The sequence below is a fragment of the Microbacterium sp. P26 genome, assembly GCF_023712585.1.
In the GTDB taxonomy this organism is placed as follows: domain Bacteria; phylum Actinomycetota; class Actinomycetes; order Actinomycetales; family Microbacteriaceae; genus Microbacterium; species Microbacterium algihabitans_A.
This window is the reverse complement of the sequence record NZ_JAMAXZ010000002.1, coordinates 393,747-417,507: the sequence shown is the minus strand read 5'-3', so window position 1 is coordinate 417,507 and position 23,761 is coordinate 393,747. Positions and strand designations below refer to the sequence as shown.

The 23,761-nt window shown below is 69.4% G+C and carries 23 protein-coding genes; 7 read left to right on the top strand and 16 right to left on the bottom strand.

Going from position 1 to position 23,761, the window contains the following annotated elements:
- Nucleotides 1-5 precede the first annotated feature (5 nt).
- Nucleotides 6-2,153, bottom strand: coding sequence for an alpha-galactosidase (locus tag M3667_RS05600; protein WP_251506084.1), 2,148 nt, complete (start codon nucleotides 2,151-2,153; stop codon nucleotides 6-8).
- Nucleotides 2,154-2,212: 59 nt separating this feature from the next.
- Between M3667_RS05600 and M3667_RS05595 the strand changes: the two genes are divergently transcribed.
- The gene (locus M3667_RS05595; protein WP_251506081.1) at nucleotides 2,213-3,331 is read left to right on the top strand and encodes an ROK family transcriptional regulator; all 1,119 of its coding nucleotides are present in this window, start codon (nucleotides 2,213-2,215) and stop codon (nucleotides 3,329-3,331) included.
- 163 nt (nucleotides 3,332-3,494) lie between these two features.
- Nucleotides 3,495-4,217 carry a hypothetical protein gene (locus tag M3667_RS05590; RefSeq protein WP_251506078.1) on the top strand — a complete coding sequence of 241 codons (723 nt, stop codon included), beginning with the start codon at nucleotides 3,495-3,497 and terminating at the stop codon, nucleotides 4,215-4,217.
- Nucleotides 4,218-4,244: 27 nt separating this feature from the next.
- Here the strand turns inward: M3667_RS05590 and treZ are convergent, their stop codons facing one another.
- From treZ to M3667_RS05560, 6 genes are all read right to left on the bottom strand, one after another.
- Nucleotides 4,245-5,996, bottom strand: coding sequence for a malto-oligosyltrehalose trehalohydrolase (gene treZ / locus M3667_RS05585; protein ID WP_251506075.1), 1,752 nt, complete (start codon nucleotides 5,994-5,996; stop codon nucleotides 4,245-4,247).
- An 89-nt stretch (nucleotides 5,997-6,085) separates the two neighbouring features.
- Nucleotides 6,086-8,491: a malto-oligosyltrehalose synthase gene (gene treY, locus M3667_RS05580; RefSeq protein WP_251506539.1), complete on the bottom strand. Its 2,406-nt coding sequence runs from the start codon at nucleotides 8,489-8,491 to the stop codon at nucleotides 6,086-6,088.
- A gap of 5 nt (nucleotides 8,492-8,496) precedes the next feature.
- On the bottom strand, nucleotides 8,497-10,710 hold the full coding sequence (gene glgX, locus M3667_RS05575) for a glycogen debranching protein GlgX (protein ID WP_251506072.1): 2,214 nt from the start codon (nucleotides 10,708-10,710) through the stop codon (nucleotides 8,497-8,499).
- 90 nt (nucleotides 10,711-10,800) lie between these two features.
- Nucleotides 10,801-11,286: a glutaminase gene (locus M3667_RS05570; protein ID WP_251506069.1), complete on the bottom strand. Its 486-nt coding sequence runs from the start codon at nucleotides 11,284-11,286 to the stop codon at nucleotides 10,801-10,803.
- Nucleotides 11,283-12,134: a transposase gene (locus tag M3667_RS05565; RefSeq protein WP_251506066.1), complete on the bottom strand. Its 852-nt coding sequence runs from the start codon at nucleotides 12,132-12,134 to the stop codon at nucleotides 11,283-11,285. The genes M3667_RS05570 and M3667_RS05565 overlap by 4 nt, the downstream gene beginning before the upstream one ends.
- A 45-nt stretch (nucleotides 12,135-12,179) precedes the next feature.
- Nucleotides 12,180-12,857 carry a GTP pyrophosphokinase family protein gene (locus tag M3667_RS05560; protein WP_144829916.1) on the bottom strand — a complete coding sequence of 226 codons (678 nt, stop codon included), beginning with the start codon at nucleotides 12,855-12,857 and terminating at the stop codon, nucleotides 12,180-12,182.
- A 303-nt stretch (nucleotides 12,858-13,160) separates the two neighbouring features.
- Here M3667_RS05560 and M3667_RS05555 point away from each other — a divergent pair, with 303 nt between their 5' ends.
- Entirely contained in the window at nucleotides 13,161-13,487 is a 327-nt protein-coding gene (locus M3667_RS05555) for a hypothetical protein (RefSeq protein WP_144829919.1), read from the top strand.
- 6 nt (nucleotides 13,488-13,493) lie between these two features.
- Here M3667_RS05555 and M3667_RS05550 read toward each other — a convergent pair whose 3' ends face one another.
- Complete coding sequence (locus M3667_RS05550; RefSeq protein ID WP_056226105.1) at nucleotides 13,494-13,811, bottom strand: hypothetical protein; 318 nt, start codon at nucleotides 13,809-13,811, stop codon at nucleotides 13,494-13,496.
- 125 nt (nucleotides 13,812-13,936) lie between these two features.
- On the opposite strand from M3667_RS05550, the gene M3667_RS05545 reads away from it, so the two are divergent.
- Nucleotides 13,937-14,248 carry a hypothetical protein gene (locus M3667_RS05545; protein ID WP_251506063.1) on the top strand — a complete coding sequence of 104 codons (312 nt, stop codon included), beginning with the start codon at nucleotides 13,937-13,939 and terminating at the stop codon, nucleotides 14,246-14,248.
- Between the two features lies 1 nt (nucleotide 14,249).
- On the opposite strand, the gene M3667_RS05540 is transcribed toward M3667_RS05545, so the two are convergent.
- The gene (locus M3667_RS05540) at nucleotides 14,250-14,480 is read right to left on the bottom strand and encodes a hypothetical protein (RefSeq protein WP_251506060.1); all 231 of its coding nucleotides are present in this window, start codon (nucleotides 14,478-14,480) and stop codon (nucleotides 14,250-14,252) included.
- Between the two features lie 113 nt (nucleotides 14,481-14,593).
- Nucleotides 14,594-15,121, bottom strand: a complete 528-nt coding sequence (locus M3667_RS05535; protein ID WP_251506057.1) for a MarR family transcriptional regulator — start codon at nucleotides 15,119-15,121, stop codon at nucleotides 14,594-14,596.
- A 138-nt stretch (nucleotides 15,122-15,259) separates the two neighbouring features.
- Here M3667_RS05535 and M3667_RS05530 point away from each other — a divergent pair, with 138 nt between their 5' ends.
- The gene (locus M3667_RS05530; protein ID WP_251506055.1) at nucleotides 15,260-15,748 is read left to right on the top strand and encodes a MarR family winged helix-turn-helix transcriptional regulator; all 489 of its coding nucleotides are present in this window, start codon (nucleotides 15,260-15,262) and stop codon (nucleotides 15,746-15,748) included.
- Nucleotides 15,749-15,787: 39 nt separating this feature from the next.
- Here M3667_RS05530 and M3667_RS05525 read toward each other — a convergent pair whose 3' ends face one another.
- Entirely contained in the window at nucleotides 15,788-16,027 is a 240-nt protein-coding gene (locus M3667_RS05525) for a DUF3072 domain-containing protein (protein WP_251506050.1), read from the bottom strand.
- Nucleotides 16,028-16,105: 78 nt separating this feature from the next.
- On the opposite strand from M3667_RS05525, the gene M3667_RS05520 reads away from it, so the two are divergent.
- Together M3667_RS05520 and M3667_RS05515 are read left to right on the top strand one after the other, a co-directional pair.
- The gene (locus tag M3667_RS05520; RefSeq protein WP_251506047.1) at nucleotides 16,106-17,065 is read left to right on the top strand and encodes an alpha/beta fold hydrolase; all 960 of its coding nucleotides are present in this window, start codon (nucleotides 16,106-16,108) and stop codon (nucleotides 17,063-17,065) included.
- Between the two features lie 98 nt (nucleotides 17,066-17,163).
- A complete protein-coding gene (locus M3667_RS05515; protein ID WP_251506045.1) occupies nucleotides 17,164-18,267 on the top strand; it encodes an aromatic acid exporter family protein in 1,104 nt (367 codons plus the stop codon).
- Between the two features lie 19 nt (nucleotides 18,268-18,286).
- Here M3667_RS05515 and M3667_RS05510 read toward each other — a convergent pair whose 3' ends face one another.
- From M3667_RS05510 to M3667_RS05490, 5 genes are all read right to left on the bottom strand, one after another.
- Nucleotides 18,287-19,540, bottom strand: a complete 1,254-nt coding sequence (locus tag M3667_RS05510) for an ADP-dependent glucokinase/phosphofructokinase (RefSeq protein WP_251506042.1) — start codon at nucleotides 19,538-19,540, stop codon at nucleotides 18,287-18,289.
- Between the two features lie 7 nt (nucleotides 19,541-19,547).
- Nucleotides 19,548-20,411, bottom strand: coding sequence for a ketose-bisphosphate aldolase (locus M3667_RS05505; protein WP_154096228.1), 864 nt, complete (start codon nucleotides 20,409-20,411; stop codon nucleotides 19,548-19,550).
- Nucleotides 20,412-20,446: 35 nt separating this feature from the next.
- Nucleotides 20,447-21,349, bottom strand: a complete 903-nt coding sequence (locus tag M3667_RS05500) for a carbohydrate ABC transporter permease (protein ID WP_230704124.1) — start codon at nucleotides 21,347-21,349, stop codon at nucleotides 20,447-20,449.
- Nucleotide 21,350: 1 nt separating this feature from the next.
- Entirely contained in the window at nucleotides 21,351-22,280 is a 930-nt protein-coding gene (locus M3667_RS05495; protein WP_144829949.1) for a carbohydrate ABC transporter permease, read from the bottom strand.
- Nucleotides 22,281-22,353: 73 nt separating this feature from the next.
- A complete protein-coding gene (locus M3667_RS05490) occupies nucleotides 22,354-23,649 on the bottom strand; it encodes a sugar ABC transporter substrate-binding protein (RefSeq protein WP_251506039.1) in 1,296 nt (431 codons plus the stop codon).
- Nucleotides 23,650-23,761: the final 112 nt, after the last annotated feature.

The following is a 23,761-nucleotide window of genomic DNA, read 5'->3' as shown; positions in this document are numbered from 1 at the left end:
GGGGCTCAGCGAGCCGTCAGCTCCACCACCACCGCCTGCTGGGGGTTCTGCACGGGCGGGCGGATTCCGGATGCCGCGAGCTGGCGCCCGGTGAGTTCGGTGTCGTGGTGGGCCCACGGCAGGGGCGACTGCGCGGGCTCCTGCACCAGGCCACCCGGGGTCACCAGGCGCACGCGGTAGGTGCGGTCGGGATCGAGGCCCGGCAGGCGCACGCGTCCCGCGGGTGAGGCGATGAGGGTCTGCGTCTGCGCGATGGTGAAGAACGCGTGGTCGCGATCGGCCGAGACGACTCCGCGCACGTCGAGGCCGGGGTCGGCGACGTCGACGTTCACGAGGCGCCCCGTCGCCACCAGCGGGCGCACGCGCCGCGCGAGGGCGACCCACTCCCCCACGACCGCGCGGTCGCGCTCGTCGAGCGTGGTGAGGTCCCACTCGATACCGAAGTGACCGAACAACGCGACGGCTCCGCTGAACGCGAGAGAGACGGTGCGCCCCGTCGAGTGCACGTGCGGGGTGGTCAGATGCATGCCCATCATCTCGGGCGGCACGACCAGCGCCGTGTAACGCTGCGTCTCGAGCCGCTCGATCGGATCGAGGCAGTCACTCGTCCAGATGCGGTCGGTGCGGTCCAGGATGCCGAGGTCGACACGCGCCCCACCCGAGGCGCAGCTTTCGATCTCCAGACCCGGGAAGGTCGCTGTGAGCTCGTCGATCAGCCGGTACACGGCGAGGGTGTGGGCGTGCACGGCCGAGCCTCCGCCGGGCCCGGTCGCGGCATCCACCAGATCGCGATTATGGTCCCACTTCACGTAGGCGATCGGATAGGCCCGCAGCACCTCGGTCATCCGCTCGAGGATGTAGGCGTACGCCCCGGGATGCGCGAGGTTCAGCACCTGCTGCTGGCGCGCCGAGGGCGGCAGCTCCTCGCGACCGCGCAGGATCCACTCGGGGTGCGCGCGGGCGACGTCACTGTCGGGGTTGACCATCTCGGGCTCGAACCACAGCCCGAACTCCATGCCGAGGCCCGTGACGTGGTCGGCGAGCGGGCTCAGTCCCTCGGGCCAGACACCCTCGTCAACGAACCAGTCGCCGAGGCCGGCGGTGTCGTCGCGACGGCCGCGGAACCAGCCGTCGTCGAGCACGAACCTCTCCACGCCGATCTCAGCGGCGACGTCGGCGAGCTGCAGCAGCTTCGGCAGGCGGTGGTCGAAGTACACCGCCTCCCAGGTGTTGAGGGTGATCGGGCGCGGACGCTCGGGGTGCTGAGGCCGGGCGCGCCAGGTGTCGTGGAAGCGCGCGGCGAGCTGGTCGAGACCGTGGCCCCACGACCCGTAGACGAGCGGCGACGAGACCTCGGCACCCGGTGCGAGCACGAGCTCGCCCCACGCGGCCATCTCGCCGCCGGCGAGCAGCGCCTCCCCCAGCGGCAGCCGCTCAGCGAACACGCGCTGGTTGCCGCTCCAGGCGACGTGGATGCCGTGCACCAGACCGGTCTCGAACCCGAAGCCCGGCCGTCCGGCGGCGAGCAGCAGCGTCGCGTCGGCGCCGGGGCGACCGCGGCGGCTCTCGCGCAGATGCGTGCCGAAGGCGAAGGCGTGGCGCTGCGACGAGCGCTCGCGAAGGTGCCGACCGGTCGTGTCGAGGATCTCGGTGGCCTCCCACGGCAGCGGGAAGCTCGGCTGCAGGGTCGAGACGACGAGGTCGTCGACACCGTCGTTGACCACGGTGAGCTGCTGCGAGAACAGGCCCGCGGCATCCACCCGCAGATCCGCGCGCAGACGCAGATCGCGCTGGACGTCGACGAGGTGCAGCGTCACGGCGTCGGGGGTGGAGTCGACGGATGCCAGAGAGAAGACCGTTCCCTGCACGACGCCGCCGCGCCCTCCCTCGTATCCGGGAGCGCCGGGCCAGCCGGCCGCGGCCGTCGGCACGATCGTGAGTCGGGGGGTCTGGTCGATGCCGCCCGAGACGCGTTGCGGACGCGCCGCCACGACCATTGACGAAAGCGCACCCTCGTCGAGGGCGCCGAGGTCGGGCCCCCAGTGGATGATGGCGGGCGCGGGCAGGGCAGTGAGGTCGATGACGACACTGGTTCCGCCCGCGCGGAGGTGCGCCGCCGGAGCGGTCTCGGGTGCGACGACGATGTGCGACATGGCATTATTTCTACCACGGAACAAATGTCCGCCTGATGTAGGCGAACGGGAGGGGCACGATGCTCACCGAGAGCGAAGCCGCCGTCGCCCGTGCCGTGCTGACCCACGGCCCCCTCTCGCGCACCGCCCTCGCCGCGCGCCTGCACCTGTCGCCGCCGAGCCTCACCCGCCTGACGCGCCCCCTGGTCGACGCCGGCATCTTGATCGAACTCGACGACGAGGTCGACGGCTCGGTCGGGCGCCCCTCGCGGCCCCTCGACATCTCGCCCACCGCCGGGACGTTCGTCGGCGTCAAGCTCACCGACGACCACCTCTACCTCGTCGCCACCGACATCCGGGCCGAGGTGCGCGAGCGCTCCGACCGCAGCCTTGCCGGTTCGACGCCGGAGGCCGTGATCGACGAGATCGCCGCCGCGGTTGATTCGCTCGGCCTGAGCGATGTGCGCGGGATCGGCGTGAGCCTGGGCGGCGCCGTGCGCGATGGGGTCGCCGTCGACGCCCCCTTCCTCGGCTGGCGCGACGTCGCCCTCGCCGACGCGCTCGCGGCGCGCCTCGACGTGCCGGTCGCCCTCGAGAACGACGTGGTCGCCCTCGCCGAGGCCGAGCGCTGGTTCGGGGTGGGCCGCGACCTGCCGGGCTTCGCGATCGTGACCGTCGGCGCGGGAGTGGGCTTCGGTCTCGTGATCGACGGGCGCACCGTGCGCACCCCCGATGCCGGGGTCGGCACCGTCGGCCACCTCTCGCTCGTCGCGGACGGACCCCCCTGCCCCGAGGGCCATCGCGGCTGCGCCGCCGCCCTGCTCACGACGACCGCGATCACCTCGCAGGTGTCTCAGGCACTCGGCCGGTCCGTCTCGTACGACGAGGCCCTCTCACTCGCCCAGGCCGGCGATCCCGCAGCCCGCACCGTGCTGGAGGCCGCGGGCGACGCCCTCGGCACCCTGTGCGCCCTCGCCGCCAACCTGTCGCTGCAGTCCGACATCGTCCTCGCCGGGGAGGGCGTCGAGGCGTTCGATCTGGTGCGCGACCGGGTCGAGGCGTCGCTCGCGCGCGGCCGCGAGCGCTCGGCATCCGCCGTCTCGATCCACCCCGACCGCTCGGGCTTCTCCGCCTGGGCGCGGGGAGCAGCTGCCGTGGCGATCCAGGCCGCGATGGGCCGCATCTCGCTCAGCGACTGAACGACGCCGTCCCTCGCACGCGCCGGCGCCAGTCTTCGACAGCCGAAAGAGAAACCCCGACCGTCACACGAGGTGCGCTGCGTCGGGGGCTGTTCAGTATCCTACTTCGACAATCCCCCGCCGGCAATGAGGTCTCATGCATCGTCTCCGCGCAACGATCCCCGTGGTCCGTATGCACCGCTACGACGACGCGTGCCGACTCGATCCGGACGTCGACGGTGTTGATCTGTATCGCTGGGCGAATTCTGTCGCACTCGCTGTTTTCGAGGATCTCGGTCATGTCGAGGTCGCCATGCGCTCGGCCATGGCGAGAGAACTCGCCGACCGGTACGGGCTGGAATGGTACGACGATCGGTCGCTTCTGGACGAGGACGGGACCGAACTTGTCGAGGAGGCCAAGGGACGCATCCGTCTCAACAAGCTCCCCGATGATCCCTCGCTGCGGCACGGCAAGCTTGTCGCTTCCTTGATGTTCGGCTTCTGGGTCAAACTCCTCGGACGCGGGCAGTTCGCCGAACGCGACGGCATTCGTGAGCGCCGGATTTATGACACGACGATCTGGAAGGCCGCCGTTCGTCGAGCCTTCCCCGGCGTGGGCGATGTCGAACGCCAGCGTGTGGAGAATGTCGCGCGCAGGGTCCAGGTTCTTCGGAATCGAATTGCTCACCACGAACACATCATCTGGGGCGTACCTCTCGTGGGCGAACGAAAGCACGCCGACGAGCCCGTGCGTCTGGACTTAGAAACGGCCCACGCGTCAGTCATCCAAATCGCCAGGTTCCTGGACGACGGTCTCGCGTCGTGGCTCACCGAGAACAGCCGAGTCGGACAGCTTCTCGACGCCTGTCCCATATATCCGGGAGAGCTGCTTCTACGGCAGGAGTGACCGGGGCTTGCTGAACGACCGCCTCGCTCAGAGTGCCGGTGCGACGATCGCGCTCGCTCCGGCGGGCACCGTCAGCGTGGTGCCGTCGAGCACGACGCCCTCGGCGGTGGCCAGCAGCACACGGGCGCCGGATGCCGCGGATGCCGACGTCTCAGCATTCGACAGGTTCACGACGACGAGGAGGTCGCCGCGACGCAGCTCGTACACGCGCCCACCGTCGGCCTCGCGGGCCGCGGCCGACAGGCCCTCGCGCGAGGGGTCGGTGAGCTCGGGGCGCTCGCGCCGGATCTTCGCGAGCTCGCGGTACAGACCGAGCAGCTGCGCGTGGTCGCCCTCACCGACCTCGTCCCAGTCGAGCTTGGAGTTCTCGAAGGTCGAGGGGTCCTGCGGGTCGGGCACGGTCGACTCGTCCCAGCCCATCTTCTCGAATTCGGCGATACGACCCTCGGCGGTGGCCTTGCCGAGCTCGGGCTCGGGGTGCGAGGTGAAGAACTGCCAGGGCGTGGTGGCGCCCCACTCCTCGCCCATGAACAGCATCGGCGTGCCGGGAGCCGTGAGCGTGAGCACGGCGGCCGCGGCGAGGCGGTCGTAGTCGAGCGTCTGCGAGAGGCGGTCGCCGGCGGCGCGGTTGCCGATCTGGTCGTGGTCCTGCGCGAAGGTCACCAGGCGCCAGTTCGGCACGTCGGCGGGAATGGGCTTGCCGTGCTTCTCCTCGCGGAAGGTCGAGTAGGTGCCGTCGTGGAAGAAGCCGCCCTCGCTCACCTTGCGGAACGCGTCGAGGTCGGCGAAGTCCTCGTAGTACCCGATCGTCTCTCCGGTCAGGGCGACATGAGCGGTGTGGTGCCAGTCGTCCGACCACTGCGCGGTGAGTCCGTAGCCGCCGGCCTCGCGCGGGAGGATCAGCTTCGGGTCGTTCATGTCGCTCTCGGCGATGGTCGTGAGCGGGATGCCGCGGTGCGCCGACAGGGCGTCGGTGCGCTCCGCGATCTCCTGCAGCACGTGCGGGTCGCGGTGATCGAGCAGCGCGTGCACGGCATCGAGGCGCAGACCGTCGACGTGGTAGTCGCTCATCCACATGAGGGCGTTCTCGACGATGTAGGCGCGCACGGCGTCTTCGTCGAGGTTGACCGAGTCGCCCCAGGTGTTTCGGCTGCCCTCACGGAGGTATTCGCCGAAGAGGGGCAGGTAGTTGCCCGAGGGTCCGAGGTGGTTGTAGACGACGTCCTGGATCACGGCGAGACCCGCGGCGTGAGCCGCATCGACGAAGCGCTGGTACGCCTCGGGTCCGCCGTAGGCCTCGTGCACGGTGTACCAGAGCACCCCGTCGTAGCCCCAGTTCCACGTGCCGTTGAAGCCGTTCACCGGCAGCAACTCGACGTGGGTCACGCCCAGGTCGACGAGGTGGTCGAGGCGGCCGATCGCGGCATCCAGGGTCCCCTCGGGGGTGAAGGTGCCGAGGTGCAGCTCGTAGATCAACCCGCCCGCGAGCTGCTTACCCGTCCACGCGGCGTCGTTCCACGCGTACACCGAGGGGTCGAACCACGCCGACGCCTCGTGCACGCCGCCGGGCTGGCGCCGCGACCGCGGGTCGGGACGCAGGTCGTCGCCGTCGCCGAGCACGAAGCCGTAGCGCTCCCCGTCGGCCAGGTCGACCGGAGCGGTCCACCACCCGCCGGCATCCGCCGACATCTCCACATCTTCGACGACGGTGTCGCCGCTGTCGTCGAGTCGGCGCAGCCGCACTCGCTCGGCCTTGGGGGCCCAGACGTCGATGCTCATGTGGGTTCTTTCCTTCGCGTGAGGAGTCGAGAATTGTCGCTGAGACGGGCGCGAGGCGACGGAAAGCGCCCCCTCACGCGCGGGACGGGTCAGGAGATCAGCAGAGCGACCGGGTACTTGGCGAGCAGCTCGCCGAGGCGGGTCGGACCGCCCTGGTACTGCGTGCCGGTGAGCACGTCGATGACCAGCGTGTCGGGCAGCAGCAGCACGGTGTCACGCCAGCCGCCCGCGGTGCGCAGGCCGTGGGGCAGGCGCGTCGCGACAGCGAACACCCCGCCGCGATCGAACGCGACGACATGATCGGATGCCACGCCCGCGGCCTCCAGCGGACGGTACACGTCCAGCGGCACGTCGCCCCGCACCCGGAGCGCGCGCGAGGTCACGAGCAGCTTCGCGGCGCCGGTCCCGTCGATGGGCGGGCGCACGGCATCCGTCCCGTCGATCGAAGCGAGCAGGCGCCGACGCTCGGCGAAGTCCACCGCGCGGCGGTTGTCGGGGTCGACCAGCGACTGCTCCCACAGCTCCGAGCCCTGGTACACGTCGGGGACGCCTGGGCCCAGGATCTGCAGCAGCTTGGCCGAGAGGCCGTTCGACCAGCCGTCGGCCGAGATCTCGTCGACGAACGCGCGCACGCGCTCGGCCGCGGGACCGGTCGCCGCATCGACCAGCGCGTGCATGCGCTCCTCGAAGGCCTCGTCCTGCTCCCACCAGCCGGTGACCTCCGACGCCTCGCGCGCGGCCTTCTCGGCGTAGGCGTGCAGGCGTTCGCGGTAGTCCTTCAGCCCCTCGGGGGTGGATGCCGAGGCCGGCCACGCCCCGACGATGGCCTGCCACAGCAACGCGTCGAAGGGACCGTGCCCGGTGGAGGCGATGCCGCGGAACTCTTCGAGTCGCGCGGCCCAGCGCTCGGGGATCTCGGCGAGCACGGCGATGCGCGCACGCGTGTCTTCGCCGCGCTTGGTGTCGTGCGTCGAGAGCGTCGTCATCGCGGTCGGCCACGACGCGTGGCGCAGCGCCTGAGCGGTGTGGAAGCCGTGCACGTCGAGCGCGAACTGGCCCGGGTCGCCGCCCACCTCGGTGAGCGAGCCGAGCCGCGTGTAGCGGTAGAACGCCGTGTCTTCGACGCCCTTCGCCATCACGGGTCCGGTCGTCTGCTGGAAGCGCCACGCGATCTCGAGGTCGGTGTCGGCGAGCGCCGGCACGAGCTTCTCGATCACGTCGTCGAGTTCGGGGCGGCGGATCTCGGCCTCGCCCGCGGCGGCGTCGAGGTGCGCGCGCCCCGCCGGCAGGTACGAGCGGTAGACGGGGAAGCACGCGAGGATCTCGGCGAGGGCGTCCTGCAGCACCTCGGCCTCGAACTCCTCGCGCAGCTCGGCGGGAAGGCCACGGACGATGCGGCGGATCTCCGACACCTGGATGGAGTCGGCGATCTTGCGCTTGGTGTCGTGGATGAGGTCGTGCCAGCCGGTCAGGGCGGGAAGGCCGCTCTCGGTGCGCAGACGCGCATCCAGGGCGTCGAGGGGCACCTCACCCGCGGGGTCGGTGAGCACGCGGTCGATCTCGGCGAGCGCGTCGTATCCGGTCGTGCCGGCGGTCTTCCACCACGAGGGCAGGGCTTCGCCGTGCTCGAGGATCTTCTCGCCGAGCACGTAGCCGACCTCGTCGTCGCTCGCCTCCCGCAGGGCGGCCGAGAGGCGGTCGAGGTACCCACCCGGGTCGACGAGGCCGTCGGGGTGGTCCACGCGCAGGCCGTCGGCGAGGCCCTCGCGCACCCAGCGCAGGATCTCGGCGTGGGTCGCCTCGAACACCTCCGGCAACTCGACCCGCACGCCCGCGAGGGTCGTCACGGCGAAGAACCGGCGGTAGTTGAGGTCGGCCGCTTCGTCCTGCCAGAAGCGCAGCTCGAAGTTCTGCGCGTCGAGCAGAGCCTCGATCGCGTCGCGCGAGCCCGAGGCCGCGGCATCCGTCCCCGTTCCCGGAGCCACCGGGAAGGCGTGGTCGTAATAGCGGATCAGCCCGTCGGGGGCGTCGTCGGCCGGCGTCGGGTCGTACGAGATCTCGTCGAGGACCTCGGCGAGATCGGCACCGAGAATCGGCACACGCACCTTGCCCGCGCCGAACTCCCAGTCGATGTCGAAGGCGGAGGCGTGGGCCGAAGCGCGTCCCTGGCGCAGCACGTCCCACCACCACGCGTTGCTCCGCGGTTCCGAGACGCCCATGTGGTTGGGCACGATGTCGATCAGGATGCCGAGATCCTTCGCGCGCGCCGCCTGCACGAAGCGCGAGAGCCCCTCGGCGCCGCCGCGGGCGGGGTCGACGCGCGTGACGTTGACGACGTCGTAGCCGTGGTCGGACCCGGGCGTGGCCTCGAGGATCGGCGAGAGGTACGCCCACGAGACCCCGAGGTCACGGAGATAATCCGTGACCTCGGCGGCGTCGTCGAGGGTGAACGATTCGCGGATCTGCAGGCGATACGTCGAAAGCGGATGCCGCATCTCGGTCACAGCTCCGGCTTGGGCGCCTGCCCGGGCAGGTCGTCGGTGCCGAGTGTCTGGATCTGCGCCGTGAGCGAGGCCGCGACCGAGTGGTCGACCTCGGGTTCGGGCAGGTGGTGCTCGCGGAGCACCATCAGCGACTTCGGCTCCAGCGGCAGCGTCTCGCCGGGGTTGAGCGGCTCGGTGTTGGCGCGCTCGCCCGCGGTGTCGACATACGCGTCCCACTTGGGGGCGTACTCGAAGTCGGGCAGCTGGAAGTCGACCTTGTCGTCACCCGCGTTGAACAGCACGAGGAAGTGGTCGTCGCTGATCGACTCGCCGCGGCGGTCGCGCTCGCGGATGCCCTGGCCGTTGAGGAAGATCCCCACCGCCAGACCGAAACCGTTGTCCCAGTCCTCGGGCTGCATGAGCGAGCCGTCGGGGCGCAGCCAGACCACGTCGGGGATCGGCGAGCCCTCCTCCATTTTCACGGGGCGACCGTCGAAGAACCGGCTGCGGCGGAAGGTGGGGTGCTGCTTGCGCAGGCGTGCGAGGGCCGCGGTGAACTCGATGAGCGGAGTGTCGATGTTCGACCAGTCCACCCAGGTGATCTCGTTGTCCTGCGCGTAGCCGTTGTTGTTGCCGCCCTGCGTGCGACCGAGTTCGTCGCCGTGCAGCAGCATCGGCACACCCTGGCTGAGCAGCAGCGTGGCGATGAAGTTGCGCTGCTGCTGCGCACGACGCGTGAGCACCTCGGGGTCGTCGGTGGGACCTTCGATGCCCATGTTGCTCGAGCGGTTGTGCGATTCGCCGTCGTTGTTGTCTTCGCCGTTGGCCTCGTTGTGCTTCTCGTTGTACGACACGAGGTCGCGCAGGGTGAAGCCGTCGTGAGCGGTGACGAAGTTGATGGATGCCACGGGGAAGCGACCGGAGTGCTCGTACAGATCGGCGGAGCCGGTCAGGCGCGAGGCGAACTCGCCCAGGGCCTGCGGCTCGCCGCGCCAGAAGTCGCGGACGGTGTCGCGGTACTTGCCGTTCCACTCGGTCCACTGGGGCGGGAAGTTGCCGACCTGGTAGCCGCCGGGGCCCACGTCCCACGGCTCGGCGATGAGCTTGACCTGCGACACGATCGGGTCCTGCTGCACGAGCTCGAAGAAGGCCGCGAGGCGGTCGACCTCGTAGAACTCGCGCGCGAGGGTCGAGGCGAGGTCGAAGCGGAAGCCGTCGACGTGCATCTCGAGCACCCAGTAGCGCAGCGAGTCCATGATGAGCTGCAGCGTGTGGGGGTTGCCCACGTTCAAGCTGTTACCGGTGCCGGTGTAGTCGGTGTAGTAGCGCTTGTCGTCGTCTTCGAGGCGGTAGTACGCCTCGTTGTCGATGCCGCGCATCGACAACGTCGGGCCCATGTGGTTGCCCTCGGCGGTGTGGTTGTAGACCACGTCGAGGATGACCTCGATGCCGGCGGCGTGCAAGGCCTTGACCATGGCCTTGAACTCCTGCACCTGCTGACCGTGGTCGCCGGTGGACGAGTAGGTGTTCTGCGGAGCGAGGAACGCGATGGTGTTGTAGCCCCAGTAGTTCGACAGCCCCTTCTCCTCGAGAGTGGAGTCGTTGACGAACTGGTGCACCGGCATGAGCTCGATCGCCGTGATGCCGAGCTTCTTGAGGTGCTCGATGACGACCGGGTGGGCGATACCGGCGTAGGTGCCGCGCAGCTCTTCCGGCACGTCGGGATGCAGCTGGGTGAGGCCGCGCACGTGCGCCTCGTAGATGAAGGACTCGGCGTAGGGGATCTTCGGCTGACGGTCGCCCGACCAGTCGAAGAACGGATTGATGACGACGCCCTTCATCATGTGGGCGGCGGAGTCGTCGTCGTTGAACGAGTCCGGGTCACCGAACTCGTAGCTGAAGACGGGCTGGCCCCAGTCGATCTGGCCCTCGACGGCCTTCGCGTAGGGGTCGAGCAGAAGCTTCGCGGGGTTGAAGCGCTTGCCGTTCGCCGGGTCGTATTCCCCGTGCACGCGGTAGCCGTAACGCTGCCCCGGCTGGATGTTGGGGAGGTAGGCGTGCCAGACGAAAGCGTCGACGTCGATCAGCTCGACGCACGTCTCCGTTCCGTCCTCCTCGAAGAGGCAGAGCTCTACTTTTTCCGCTCCTTCACTGAACAGGGCGAAGTTCGTCCCGTTACCGTCGTAAGTGGCCCCGAGGGGATAACTGGATCCTGGCCATACCTGCTGCACGTCGCTCACGATAGACCAGCGTCGTTTCCGCGAACCTGCGTGGTCACGGCAGTTGACACCCACCCCACCCCCGACTATGCGCGCGGGTCTCTATGCCCGCTCGGGCGGATGCCGCAGCAGCTCGATGCGCTCGTCGAGGTAGCGCTCCAGGGGCATGTACCCGCCTGCGGCGCTCCAGCGCACGAGCACCTCGTCACCCCGGAGCGCGAGCGGTGCGGTGCGCTCCCCCAGCGCCGACACGTCAACCGGCGTCCACTGGATGTGGATCGTCTCGCCCTCGGGCACGCCTCCTCGAGCCGCCGCGGCCGAGAGCTCCGCGCGACGCCGCTGCGACTCCGCGGCGAATCCGCGGCGCACCTCGGCGCGCGATCGCACGATGTCACCGGTACTCAGCACCTCGTCGTCGGTGAGCAGCAGCGCCCCGAGGTGCCACGCCGTCCCCCGCGGGGCGATGCGCGCGGCCCGCGGGATGCCGAGCAGACGGCGCCCTTCCTGCAGTTCGCCCAGGCGCTCGCGCGGGGCGTCGGCCAGCCGCGTCCGCGCGGCGGCGAGGATCCCCTCCACGGCGGCGTTCATCCGCGCTCTCCTTCTTCGCAGGCGGCGCGGGCCTTCTCGAGCGTGCGAAGGCTCGACGCCACCGCCGCAGCGGCATCCGCCCTCTCCTTCTCACGCTCGTCGAGCTCGTGGGCGGCGGCGTCGGCCTCCGCCTCGGCACGCTCGAGATCGGCGCGGAGCCCGTCGACGCGCTCGCGCAGCCGATCCGACCGTTCCCGCGCCGAGACTCGTCGGCGCTCCGCCGCGGTCTGCTCCCGCTCGGCGGCGGCGTGCGCGCGCTCCGCTTCGCGTTCCGCACGTTCGGCGGCCTTGCGCTCCCGCCGTGCGGCGAGGTCGTCGCGCGGTGCCGGCGCCGGAACCGCCTCGGGGACCGACCCCGCGACGGCCGCCGCCAGCTCTCCCCCGCCGAGATCGGCGAGGTCGATCGGAGCGATGAGACGCCCCGTGAGCACGGCCGCCGCCACCGAATCGTCGACCACCGCGGCGTTGATCGTCTTCTGCACGGCATCCGCCACCGTCTGGCTGAGGGGTGTCCCGGCCTCGGCCGCGAGCTCTCCGGCCCGCCGCGCGAGCGCGGCCACCAGCTGCCGGCGTTGACGCCCCAGCCGAGACAGTTCGGCGGCGTCGAGGTCGTCCTGCGCCTCGTGCAGGGCCCGCGACAGCTCGACGGCCTCGCCGAGCTGCCCGTCGCGCACGAGCAGGTTGACGGCCCAGGCCGCCACCGTGGGCTTGCGCAGCTTCGCGATGCGTCGGCCCACCGCCCCCGACTCCGCCGCGGCACGTTCGTTGCGCGCCGCGGTGAAGTGCGCCGGTGGCAGCGCGAGCAGCTCTGCGGCGACCTCGTCGAGGCGGGCGGCGTCGTCGCTCATCCCTCCATTGTGACCACCGCGGCCTGCCCGGGCCACTCGGTGCCCTCAGAGGGAGACGACTCCCGGCCGCGGGCCCCGGATCTCGCGGTGGAGGCGCTCCATGCGGTGATCGAGTTCGGCGGCGATGTCGGCGGCGTCCTTCAGCTCGTCGAGGAGGTCGGAGGGGACGAGGCGGTCGTACTTGTAATAGATCTTGTGCTCGAGGCTCGCCCAGAAGTCCATCGCGATCGTGCGGAACTGCACCTCGACGGGCACGTCCACCCTGCCGGTCGACAGGAACACGGGCACCTCGACGATCACGTGCAGACTCTTGTATCCGTTCGCCTTGGGCTGGGCGATGTAGTCCTTCACGTCGCGGACGGTGATGTCGTCCTGCTGGGTGAGCAGATCGGAGAGCCGGTAGGCGTCGTCGATGAAGCTGCACGTGACGCGGATGCCGGCGATGTCGGTGATCGTCGAGCGGATCGACGCGAAGTCGGTGTCAATGCCCTTGCGGCGCACCTTGTCGACGAGGCTGTCCGGCGACTTCACCCGGCTCGAGACGTGCTCGATCGGGTTGTACGCGTGCATCTCCTGGAACTCTTCGCGCAGGATCGAGATCTTCGTCTCGACCTCGGCGAGCCCGAAGCGGTACTCCATGAGGAACCGCTGGAACTCGTCGCGCATCGCACGCAGCGCGGCTCCCGAAACGGTGATCTGCTGATCGTCCAGCGGGTCAGACATGGTCCGACCGTAACCAGCAGCGCTACGAGGTCGCTGGGAGCCTTACGCTCGCGGCGGCGCGGGAGCCCGCGGAACGAGCTCGCCGTCGACGACGTCGATCGCGGTGAGACCATCGAAGACGTCGGGAAGATCGTCGTCGTGGCCGTCCGCAGGTTCTGGGTGCCTAGGATTCGGGGGAGATGTCACGGCGCCCTCCTTCCGTGCATACCCCTCACGATGACACGCCCGGGGTGCACGACCCCCGCCCTTGACACTCGCCGACGCCCCGCGTACCCCACGGGCGTCCTGGCGTATCGTGGCCGCATGGGGACCATTCACTACGGCGGCAGCGGCACGATCGTGCACATCGAAGACCGCGCCCTCGCGCACCTCAAGGTCGTGATCTCCACCAAGTTGCGCCGCGGAGAAAGCTTCACGCTCTCGTGGCGTCACCGCGACGACGAGGAACGCGGCCGCAGCACGCTGTGGCTGCACCCGGCGATTCCGCTGCGCTTCGTCTTCGACGACGCCGAGCCGACGATGCTCAGCCGCGAGTGGATCGAGCGCCTGGCCGATTCGGCCAACTCCTCGGGCGGCATCATGCTCGTGCCCGAAGACATCACCCCGGCCGAAGAAGCCGAGAAGCACTGAGGCGGGTCAACCCTCTTCGACGAGGGCGTCTTCGCTGGGTTCGGGCGTGATCGCCAGACCGTTGGGGCCGGATGCCGCGAGCATGAGGTCTTCGACCCACACGCGGTTGATGCGCGGCTGACGGCTGCCGTAGAAGTGGAACTGGATGGGCACCGAGGGGTGCATCCAGAAGCTGCGACGCCCGCTGCCGTCTCCGACCTCGACGTCGAACATGAACGACTCCGACCGGCGCAGCTTGTTCATCACGACGATGCGCAGGTGCGCGAGCGTGCGGTCATCGATGTCGACCGCATTGGCGACGGTGTCGTAGATGAATCTGCCCATGCGCACGAGCCTATCCGAGGAACGCAGATGGGACCGCTTCCGCGGAACGACCGGTCGTTGCCACGTCAGCGGACGCGAATCAAGCCCCGCGATCGGCTCGCGGCGTCGCGACTAACGTTCCGGGTGTGGGAACGCTCTACTACGGCGACGTCGCGACGCCGATCGAGATCGAAGACCGCGCTCTCGCGCACGTCAAGGTCGTCATCGCCACCAAGCTCCGCCGCGGCGAGAGCTTCACCCTGTCGTGGACGCACGGACCCGACCAGGAGGTCGGGCGCAGCACCGTGTGGCTGCATCCGTCGATCCCGCTGCGGTTCGTCTTCGACGAACCCGAGCCTGCCCTCCTGAGCCGTTCGTGGATCGAAGCCCTCGCCACCTCGGCCAACTCCTCGGGCGGTCTGATGATCGTGCCCGAGCCCGAGCACCCCGGGTCCTGACTCAGACGAGCGGCGGGCCCAGGATCTCGCGGGCCCCGTCTTCGACGGCGGTCGGCACGACGAGCGGACGACCGGCCGAGAAGGCCTCCCACTCGCGCAACACGATCGCCTCGATGCGGCCGGGATCCTCGTCGGGGTAGTCCGCGCGCAGTCGACCGAGGACCTCGCGGAACGGAGCGACCAGCACGCCGTCGACCTCGCGGACGACGTCGCTCGGGCGCGCGGAGATCACCGCATCACGCGCATCCTCGTCCATATGTCCATGGTTTCACGCGCTCTCACGCCCGCCTAATGCTGCGAGGGAAAGAAGGTCGCCTAGCTACTCGCCTGCTTCGCGATCGACGCTCAGGGGGCGGCGTCGACCTCGACCGGGTGAGGGTCGACCTGGTCCACGGCATCCTGCAGGCGTCCGAGGCACGCGATGACCGCGGCGCTGTCCTCGGGCGACATGTCGACGACGGCAGCCATCATGCGGGTGTGCATCGACCCCAGCGTGGCGCGCACCTCTTCGTCGCTCTCGGTCGTGGCCACGATGAAGATGCTGCGGCGATCGGTGGGATGCGGAACGCGCGTGACGTGTCCGGTCTTCTCGAGTCGATCGACGATCGCGGTGGTGGACGCCGTGGAGACGCCGAGGTAGCGGGTGAGTTCGCTCGGCGAGACCTGTCGCTTCTGGCCGGCGGCCCGCAGCAGGTAGCGCAGCACGAGCAACTCGTTCTCGCCCATCGACATCGATTCTCGTGTGCGGCGTCGCATCGCCACCTCGGCGGCGCGGTACACACGGAAAGCCTGAAGCACGTCGACCGCTCGACGGCGGCGATCCTCGTCGCTCGCGCCGTACCAGTAGCGCGACGCTTCCGTCCCGTTTTCCACCTGGGCATCCTATGTCAGAGCCGCGCGTCCAGCCCCCTGCCCCTGCGGATCATGGACAGGTAGCATGGCGGATTAGAACAGTCGCCTACTTGATCGGCTTCCAAACCACTAGATCATCGAGACACCCGAGGAGGAGAGATGCGACACACGGCTTCCGCCGACGACGTCGTGAAAGCCCTCAACGACCTCACCGACTCGGGGATCGCTTCGGAGCGAGCGGCGCTGAACTCCCTGGGCATCGGCCCCAACGACGCGAAGGTGCTGCGCTTTCTTTTGCAGCGCTCCCCCGACGACGAACCCGTCACCCCTCGTCTGCTCGCCTCGATGCTCGGCATCTCGTCGGCGGCGACCACGGCGCTCATCGACCGCCTCGCCGACGCCGGCTGGGTCGCGCGCGAGCCGTACCCGGGCGACCGTCGGTCGATCGTCGTCCGCGAGACCATCGACCCCTCATCCCCCGCGCGCCGTGTGCTGTCGGTACGGCGCGCCTCGGCCGTGGCGGCGGCCGGACGCCTCGGCCCCGCCGAACGCCGCGTAGTCGCCGACTTCCTCGACGACATCGCGCGCGGAGAGCAGCAGGACATCGACGACATCTCCGCAGACGAAGAAGCGTCCCGCACGACCTGATCAGGTCGCGGGGACGCCTCGTCGTTCAGAGGGTGAGGGTCACTCGGTGGAGCGGCCGGTCTCGCCCTGCAGACGCTCGATCTGCTCCGACGCCTCGGCCTTCGTGAGGTCGGCGGAGATCTCCTCCCCGGCCTGGCGGGCGAGGGTGTCGAGGTAGCTGGCCTGCGGCGCGGTCATCGGCTCGTCACCGGTGAGCCAGTCCGACGGGTCCTTCTCTGCGGGGTTGTCGCCCTCGCGCTGTGCGCCGAGGGTCTCGTGTTCACGGGAAGTATCGCTCATGCAGGAAGGCTAGGCCGCGCCTGCGACGTCGGGTCCGGGATTGACAGCGGATGCCGTGGCGTAGGGCATCCTGGATCGATGGCCGACTCCTCCATCGACGTGCAGGTCGAGACGCACCGGCGGGGCGCTGTCCGCACGCGCGTCACCCGCATGTCGACCGGGGCTCGGGAGGACCGCGCCTTCGTCCTCATCGCCGGTATCGGCGTGGCCGCGACCTACTTCGAGTTCCTCGCTCCGCTGCTCGCCGAACGCGGAGAGGTGTTCGCTCTCGATCTGCCCGGTTTCGGTGGGGTCCCGGCATCCGGAGAGCAGCCCACCGCCGCGTTCTTCGCCGACCAGGTCGAGAGCGTGCTCGACCATTACGACCTCGCCGACCCCGTCCTCCTCGGCCATTCGATGGGCACGCAGGTGGTCACCGAGGTGCTCGCCCGGCGCCCCGACCTCTCGCACGCCGTTCTCGTGAGTCCGGTCGTCGACGAAGCGGAGGCCAATGCCCTGGTTCAGGCCGTGCGGTTCGTGCAGTCGACCGTGCGCGAGTCGCTGCACATCGCCCTCCTGGCCGTCTCGGCCTACCTGCTGTGCGGAGTGCTGTACTTCTTCGAGGCGCTCCCCCACATGCTCCGCTATCGCATCTCGGACCGCGTCGGCGCGGGCCACGCGCGACTGCTCCTGCTGCGCGGCGAGTTCGATCGCCCGTCGCCGCGGCGGTTGCACTCCCGTCTCGTCGCGCGCGCCCGCAGCGCCCGCCGATGGGAGATCGAGGGCGCCGCGCACTGCGTCGTCAACAGCCACGCGGTCGGCGTCGCACGGCTGGTCTTCCGACACATCGACGACGATCTGGGACCGAAGGGGCGGATGCCGGCGGCCGAAGCCGCAGTGCCGCCCGCGAAGCACGCCGACATCAGCATGGTGCTCGGAGCGGTGGTCAGTCGCCTCGCCGAGTGGATCAGCGCGGCCCGCAAGGACGAGCACGGCGTGGAGCGGGCCAAGGCCCGTCACGCCCGGGTGCTCTGGAGGGCCTACCGCCCGAAGGGGTGAGGGCTACCCGCCCCGTCGCGCCGCGGCAACCCCCGCGACGAGATCGGCGCGAGCACGCAGCATGGGGTGGTGTCGCCTCGCCCCCGCACGCTGCGCCTGTGAACGTTCGCCCCGCCCTCGACCCCCGACGGTGGTGGGCCGACGCGGTGACCGCCGACCGCCTGCTGCTCGCCGCCAAGACGGCCGTCGCCGCCGCCCTCGCCTGGTATCTCGCGCCGTACGTCCCGTGGGCCCAGAGCGAGTATTCGTACTATGCGCCGCTCGGGGTGCTCGTCAGCATGTATCCGACGGTCGCGCGGTCGGCCTCCAGCGGCGTGCAGGCCGTGGTCGGGCTGGGGATCGGCATCGGCCTGGGGCTCGCCAGCCTCGCCGTCGTCGGACTCGGGGTGCCGCGCATCGCCGCCGTCGCCGCCGTCATCCTGATCGGCGTGCTGCTCGCGGGGGTCCGCGCTCTCGGCGTGGGCCGCGACTGGGTGGCCATCGCGGGGCTCTTCGTGCTGCTGCTGGGCGGCGCCGACCCCGACGGCTACTCCGTGTCGTACCTCGTGACCATGGCGTTCGGCGTCGTCGTCGGCGTGATCGTGAACCTCGTCGTCGTCCCGCCCCTGCGCGTGAAGCGCGCCGACGACCGACTCGCCGAACTGCGCGACGCCCTCGCCGCGTCGCTGCGGAGCATCGCCGATTCGCTCGCCGGCCGCGCGTTCGATCCCGACGCCGCGGACGAGGCTGCGGCTCGCCTGCGCGGCACCCTCGCCGACGTGCGCGAAGAGGTCGAACTGGCCGACGAGAGCCGCCGCTACAACCCCCGCGGTCGCCGACTGCAGGCGCCGCGCGATCTCGGCCGGCGGCGCCTCGACGCCCTGACCGGTACGGCCGACGCCACGCGGGAGCTCTCCGCCGCCCTCGCCGGGCTCACCAGCGGTCCTTCCGTCGACGCCAAGCTTCCCCCCGACGCGCGCCGCGTGCTCTCCGAGGCGATCACGACGGTGGCGCACCTGGTCGAGACGCCGCCCGATCCGGTCGGCACGGCCGATCAGCTGCGCGCCGCCGACGAGGCACTGACGACCTTCACCGACCGCCTTCGCGCGCTCGAGGCGCACGACGAACCCCTCGACGCCTGGGCCGCGGCCGTCAGCCTTCGCCGCGTGATCGCCGCGTGCGGGCCGTTCTCCGATCCGGATGCCGACACCGGGGCGCACTGACCCCGCACGCCGTCGTGGGTCAGCGTCGGCCGCACGCCGCGTCGAGGGCCCGATCGAGGGCGACGGCGGTGGCGCGTCGGGCCGCAGCGGGCACCGCGGCGAGGAAGCCCCCGACGAAGGTATCGCCCAGGCCGATCGTGGTGGGGTGCGCCGTGTCGACGACGAAGGCCGCCACTCCCGTCGCGCCGAGCTCACGCTCTGCGGCGGCGACGACCGTCTGTCCACCGGAGTGTCGGCCCAGGCGCGCGGTGTCGTCGAGGTCGGCGGCCGTGCAGGCGTCACCGAGCCGGAAACGCGTGGCCGCCGTGCGCACCGCGCTCTCGAGGCCCGCGCGGTGCGCGGCCGCTGCGGGGCCGACCGCGATCGCCCAGTACCGGGTGTGCACGACCAGGGCCCGTGCGGGGATCAGCGCGTGCGCGTCGGCGAGGGCGGCGCAGACATCGGCCGGAGAGAGCAGGTCGACCGGGCGGGCGAGGTATTCCTGCAGCTCGTCCTCGTTCATCCCGTAGACGTCGATGCGCTCCAGGAGGCGCTCGCGCACGAGCGCCGACAGCTCGCGGCGGTAAAACCCCGCGTCCTCGTAGTAGACGAGGGCCTCGGGCGGGAGGCGCCGCATCGCCGCGACGAGATCGTCGAGCCGCGACGCGAGCAGGGCGGCATCCTGCATCGTGTTGAAGCCCGACACCAGGAACGCCGCCGCGTCGGCGAGGGCGTCACCGAGGCCGGTCGCGATCGCCATCTCGCGGTTCGGGGCGTCGTTCGCGAAGATGATGCGGTTCGACGCCGGCGCGGTCACCGCCCCGTCGACCAAGCGCACCGTCGTCGTTTCGGGGTACTGCACGATGAGGTGCGGGTCGAGGGTGTCGTGCCTGGCCGACGAGACGATGCTCATCGACGCGGGCAGCAGACGCCGCACGGTGTCGTCGATGCTCACGAGATGCTGCACCGTAGGCACGCCGATGCGGTCGAGGGCGATCCCCGCCCGCACCCCCGTCCCGCCGAGCGTGACCGTCTTGTCGAAGTGCGCCGCGAAGGTCTCCACGATCTCCGACGACAGCACGAAGCGCTCGCCTCCCCCGCCGGTGGCGAGGAAGGCGAGCACCGTGACGACGAGCGCACGCTCGTCGATGATCGGCGTCGTGGTGGTCAACTCGTCGACACGGATGCCGTGGCTCTCGGCGAGGGCTGTGAGCACGTCGGCATCCCACCGGATCTCGTAGTCGACGGTGCCGCCGAGTCCGAGCACGAGGTCTTCCGCCATGACGTCGATCACCGTCCGATCAGTAGAGGTCGGCCTTGCCGGCGGCGCCGAACAGGTCGATCTTCTCAGCGGCGGTCACCTTCATGGCGGCGATGCACTCGGGCTGGATGGCGTTCGGCTCGCGCAGGCGGCGGTCGGTGCCGAGCACCTCGCGCATGCGGTCGTGGTACGCCACCTTGATGTCGCTGGAGATGTTGATCTTGTTGATGCCGAGCGACACCGCGCGGGCGAGCTCCGCGTCGGGGTTGCTCGACCCGCCGTGCAGCACGAGCGGGATGCCGACGGCGGCCTTGATCTGCTCGAGCAGGTCATGGCGCAGCTCGGGGTTCTTCTCGGCCGGGTAGAGCCCGTGCGAGGTGCCGATGGCGATCGCGAGGCTGTCGACGCCGGTCTGCTCGACGAAGCGCACCGCGTCGTCGACGTTGGTGTAGATGATCTCGGCCGCACCCGACTCGCCGTAGCTGTCGTTCGCACCGATGGTGCCGAGCTCTCCCTCGACCTGCACGCCGACGGCGTGGGCGGCCTCGACGACCTTGCGGGTGAGCGCCACGTTCTGCTCGAACGGCTCGAGCGAGGCGTCGATCATGACCGAGGTGAAGCCGGCCTTGATCGCGGTGATGATCTGGTCGTACGTTCCGCCGTGGTCCCAGTGGATGGCCACCGGCACGCTCGAGCGGTGCGCGCGGGCGTGCATCGCCGGGATCAGGTCGGTGGTGATGTGCGAGACCTCGTCGGGGTGGATCGCGATGATGACCGGAGCGTTCTTCTCCTCGCTGATGTCCATGATCCCGGTGAACATCGCCCAGTCGCTGATGTTGAAGGCCGGGATGGCGAAGCTGTGGGCGTTGGCGACGTCGAGGATGGACTTGCCGGTGTAAAGCACGGATGACTCCTTGTTCGGGGTTGGGTAGGCGGCGGTCAGCTCTTCACCGAGCCGGCCGTCAGGCCGCTGATGAAGAAGCGTTGGAAGAAGAGGAAGAGCAGCAGCACCGGGATCGAGCCGAGGATGCTCATCGCCATGATCTGGTTCCACTCGTACGAGTGCTGGCCCATGAGCAGTTGGATGCCGATGGGCACGGTGCGCATGTCGATGGTGCGCGTGAGGGTGAGGGCGAACAGGAACTCGTTCCACGCGATCATGAACGTGTAGATACCCACCGAGACGATGCCCGGGATCGAGATCGGCACGAGCACGCGCCACAGCGCGGTGAAGGAGCCGGCGCCGTCGACGCGGACCGCTTCGTCGAGCTCCTTCGGGAGGGTGTTGAAGTACCCGGTCATCATGATGATCGCGTAGGGCAGCGTGAAGACCATGTAGGTGAAGATCAGGCCCGGATAGGTGTTGTAGAGGCCGAGCCCGACCATCAGCCCGAAGTACGGGATGAGCAGCGTGATCGGCGGCACCGCCTGGACGCTGACGATGATGACGTTGACGATGCGCTTGCCGCGGAACTCGAAGCGGCTGAACGCGTACGCCGCCTGGATCGCGACGAGGAGCGTCAGGATCGTCACCGCCCCCGCCACGACGTAGCTGTTGATGAAGAAGCGCACCGTCTCGGGGTTGGTGAAGATCGACACGTACGCGTCGAACGAGAAGGTGTCGGTGATCAGGCGCGGCGGGAGCTCGAAGATCTGCGTGTTCGACTTGAACGAGCTCGACAGCATCCACAGCACCGGACCCGCCGCGAACACGGCTCCGATGACGAGGCCGATGAGCACGCCGGTCTGGGCGAGCCGGCGACGCGTCTTCGTGGTGCCGACGCGCTGGCGCGGGGCGGTGGTGCCGACGCGCTGACGCGGCGTGGTGGTCGTCGAGGCCATGTCAGTCCCTCGCCTTCTGCTGGCGGACGTAGAGCACCGCGATGATCATCGACATCGCCAGGACCAGCACCGCCGAGGTGGAGGCCATCGAGAAGTCGTATTTCGCGAATGCGAGCTTGTAGGTGAAGGTGCTGAGCATCTCGGTGACGTCGATCGGACCGCCGCCCGTGGTCAGCCAGATGAGCGCGAACTGCTGCGAGGTCCAGATCAGATCGAGCAGCACGAGGCTGACGATGATCGGTCGCAGCTGCGGGATCGTGACGTTCCAGAACCGCTGGGCGGGGCTCGCCCCGTCGACGGTCGCCGCCTCGTACAGGTCGCTCGGAATGCCCTGGAGGCCGGCGAGCAGGCTGACCATGAAGAACGGGTAGCCGGCCCAGATGTTGATGAACGTGACGGTGCCCAGGGCGAGCTGCGGCGACGAGAGCCACTCGATGTTCGTGTTCAGGAGGAAGTTGACGATGCCGTTGGGGGCGAGCAGCATGCGCCACAGCACCGCGATGACCGCGACGGTGAACAGCCAGGGCAGCACGTACAGCCCGCGGAAGATCGCACGGGGCACCGCTCCGATCAGGCGGCTGTTGAGCAGCATCGCGAACGACAGACCGAGCACGAGGTGCGCGGCGACGCTGGTGAGGGTGAAGAAGAGGGTGTTGCCGGTGGCCTTCCAGAAGCCCGGGTCCGTCAGGATCGCGACGTAGTTGTCGACGCCGACGAGGTCGGGGCTCTTGTTCAGGATGACGTTGTCCTGGAAGGAGTACCCCACGACCATCACGATCGGAACGATCATCAGGACGAAGAGCAGGATCAGGGTCGGCGAGAGGAAGACGTACGCCTCGCCGGCCTTGCGGAGCTGGCGGGTGCGGCGCGAGGTGGGTCGTCCGGTGACGATGACCTCGGTGTCGGGGGGAGTGAGGGTGCGCATTGACATGGTGTGCGGCTTTCGATGAGCGGGATGCCGCACCGCCAGGCGGTACGGTGCGGCATCCCGGATCAGGATCGGATCAGAACTCCGAGGTCCATTCGTCCTGCGACTTCTTCAGCGCGTCGCTCATGGACTGCTGACCGTCGAGGGCTGCCTGGAACTGCTCGCCGAACTGGCGCATCAGGTCCTCGGCGACGGGCAGACCGGTGAACTCGTTCGCCGGGTAGCCCTTCTTGTAGATGTCGAAGGCGGTCTTGAACAGCTCGTCGTCTTCGACGAACGTGGGCACGCTCTCGGTGTTGCCCGGGAACGCTTTGGCCATCGTCGACAGCTCGCTGTTGACGTCCTTGCCCATCAGGAACTGCACCAGCTTGAAGGCGGCGTCCTTGTGCTCGGAGTTCTCGGCGACGCCGATGCCCCACGAGGCGTAGGGGATGCCGCGCTCTCCCGAGAAGCCGTCCTCGGCGGGGATCGCCGAGATCGAGAAAGTCAGGTCGGGGTTCGACTCGCGGATGAGGTTGATGTGCGCCAGCGAGTCGATCATCATGCCGACGCGGCCGTTGGTGAACTCCTCGACCTTGTCCTGCTCCTTCATGGTGAACGAGCCCGGCGCGATGACACCGTCCTTCCACAGCTGCTGGATGTAGTCGGTCGCCGACGAGACGTCGGAGTTCGTCAGGTCGGGCTGGCCGTCCTTGAGCATCGAGCCGCCCGAGGCCCACACCCACGACATGACGTCGTTCTGCACGCCGTTGGGCGCTTCGAGCGAGAGCGGCAGCACCCAGCCCGAGACGTCGCCGCCGAGGGCGGTGATCTTCTTCGCCGCGTCGGCGAACTCGGTGCGCGTCGACGGCGGGGCCGAAACCCCCGCCTGCGAGAGCAGTCCGTCGTTCGTGAACATCGGGTAGACGAAGTTGACGACCGGGATCATGTAGGTGCTGCCGTCGACCTGGATCTGGCTGGCGAGCTGACTGTCGTCGTAGCCGGAGTCACCCATGAGCTTCGTGAGATCGGCGATCACGCCCTGCTTGGCGAAGTCGCTGACCCATGCGCCGTCGAGACCGACGACGTCGGGCATGGTCCCGGATGCCGCTCCGGCGAAGAGCTGCTCCTTGGTGGAGGCGTACGGGCCGCTCACCAGGTCGACCTTGATGCCGGGGTTCTCCTGCTCGAACTGGTCCATGAGACCGCGGAACTGGCCGTCGCCCAGTTCGGGTTCCCACCACTGGGCGAATTCGATCGTGACGTCTCCGCCGTCCGCGGGGGCGGCGCTGTTCGACGAGCACCCCGCCATCGCCAGGAGGGTCGTGGCCGCTGCTGCGACACCGACGAGCTTGAAGGCGTTCCGACGCCGGCGCCCGCTGTTGTCCATCATTTCTCCTCGTTGAGATCTGCTGCATTTCGCGCTGTTCTGCGCGTTCTTGCATCTTTGAGCATGAGTATGCGCGTCATCGCGGGGACAGGTCAAGCGCTCGATGCAGATTCGT

Excerpts from the sequence above, each read along its gene's own strand:
- M3667_RS05600 (WP_251506084.1), bottom strand. The coding sequence starts at position 2,153 with ATGTCGCACATCGTCGTCGCACCCGAGACCGCTCCGGCGGCGCACCTC.
- M3667_RS05595 (WP_251506081.1), top strand. The coding sequence starts at position 2,213 with ATGCTCACCGAGAGCGAAGCCGCCGTCGCCCGTGCCGTGCTGACCCAC.
- treZ (WP_251506075.1), bottom strand. The coding sequence starts at position 5,996 with ATGAGCATCGACGTCTGGGCCCCCAAGGCCGAGCGAGTGCGGCTGCGC.
- treY (WP_251506539.1), bottom strand. The coding sequence starts at position 8,491 with ATGCGGCATCCGCTTTCGACGTATCGCCTGCAGATCCGCGAATCGTTC.
- M3667_RS05570 (WP_251506069.1), bottom strand. The coding sequence starts at position 11,286 with ATGAACGCCGCCGTGGAGGGGATCCTCGCCGCCGCGCGGACGCGGCTG.
- M3667_RS05565 (WP_251506066.1), bottom strand. The coding sequence starts at position 12,134 with ATGAGCGACGACGCCGCCCGCCTCGACGAGGTCGCCGCAGAGCTGCTC.
- M3667_RS05560 (WP_144829916.1), bottom strand. The coding sequence starts at position 12,857 with ATGTCTGACCCGCTGGACGATCAGCAGATCACCGTTTCGGGAGCCGCG.
- M3667_RS05555 (WP_144829919.1), top strand. The coding sequence starts at position 13,161 with ATGGGGACCATTCACTACGGCGGCAGCGGCACGATCGTGCACATCGAA.
- M3667_RS05550 (WP_056226105.1), bottom strand. The coding sequence starts at position 13,811 with ATGGGCAGATTCATCTACGACACCGTCGCCAATGCGGTCGACATCGAT.
- M3667_RS05530 (WP_251506055.1), top strand. The coding sequence starts at position 15,260 with ATGCGACACACGGCTTCCGCCGACGACGTCGTGAAAGCCCTCAACGAC.
- M3667_RS05525 (WP_251506050.1), bottom strand. The coding sequence starts at position 16,027 with ATGAGCGATACTTCCCGTGAACACGAGACCCTCGGCGCACAGCGCGAG.
- M3667_RS05520 (WP_251506047.1), top strand. The coding sequence starts at position 16,106 with ATGGCCGACTCCTCCATCGACGTGCAGGTCGAGACGCACCGGCGGGGC.
- M3667_RS05500 (WP_230704124.1), bottom strand. The coding sequence starts at position 21,349 with ATGGCCTCGACGACCACCACGCCGCGTCAGCGCGTCGGCACCACCGCC.
- M3667_RS05495 (WP_144829949.1), bottom strand. The coding sequence starts at position 22,280 with ATGTCAATGCGCACCCTCACTCCCCCCGACACCGAGGTCATCGTCACC.
- M3667_RS05490 (WP_251506039.1), bottom strand. The coding sequence starts at position 23,649 with ATGATGGACAACAGCGGGCGCCGGCGTCGGAACGCCTTCAAGCTCGTC.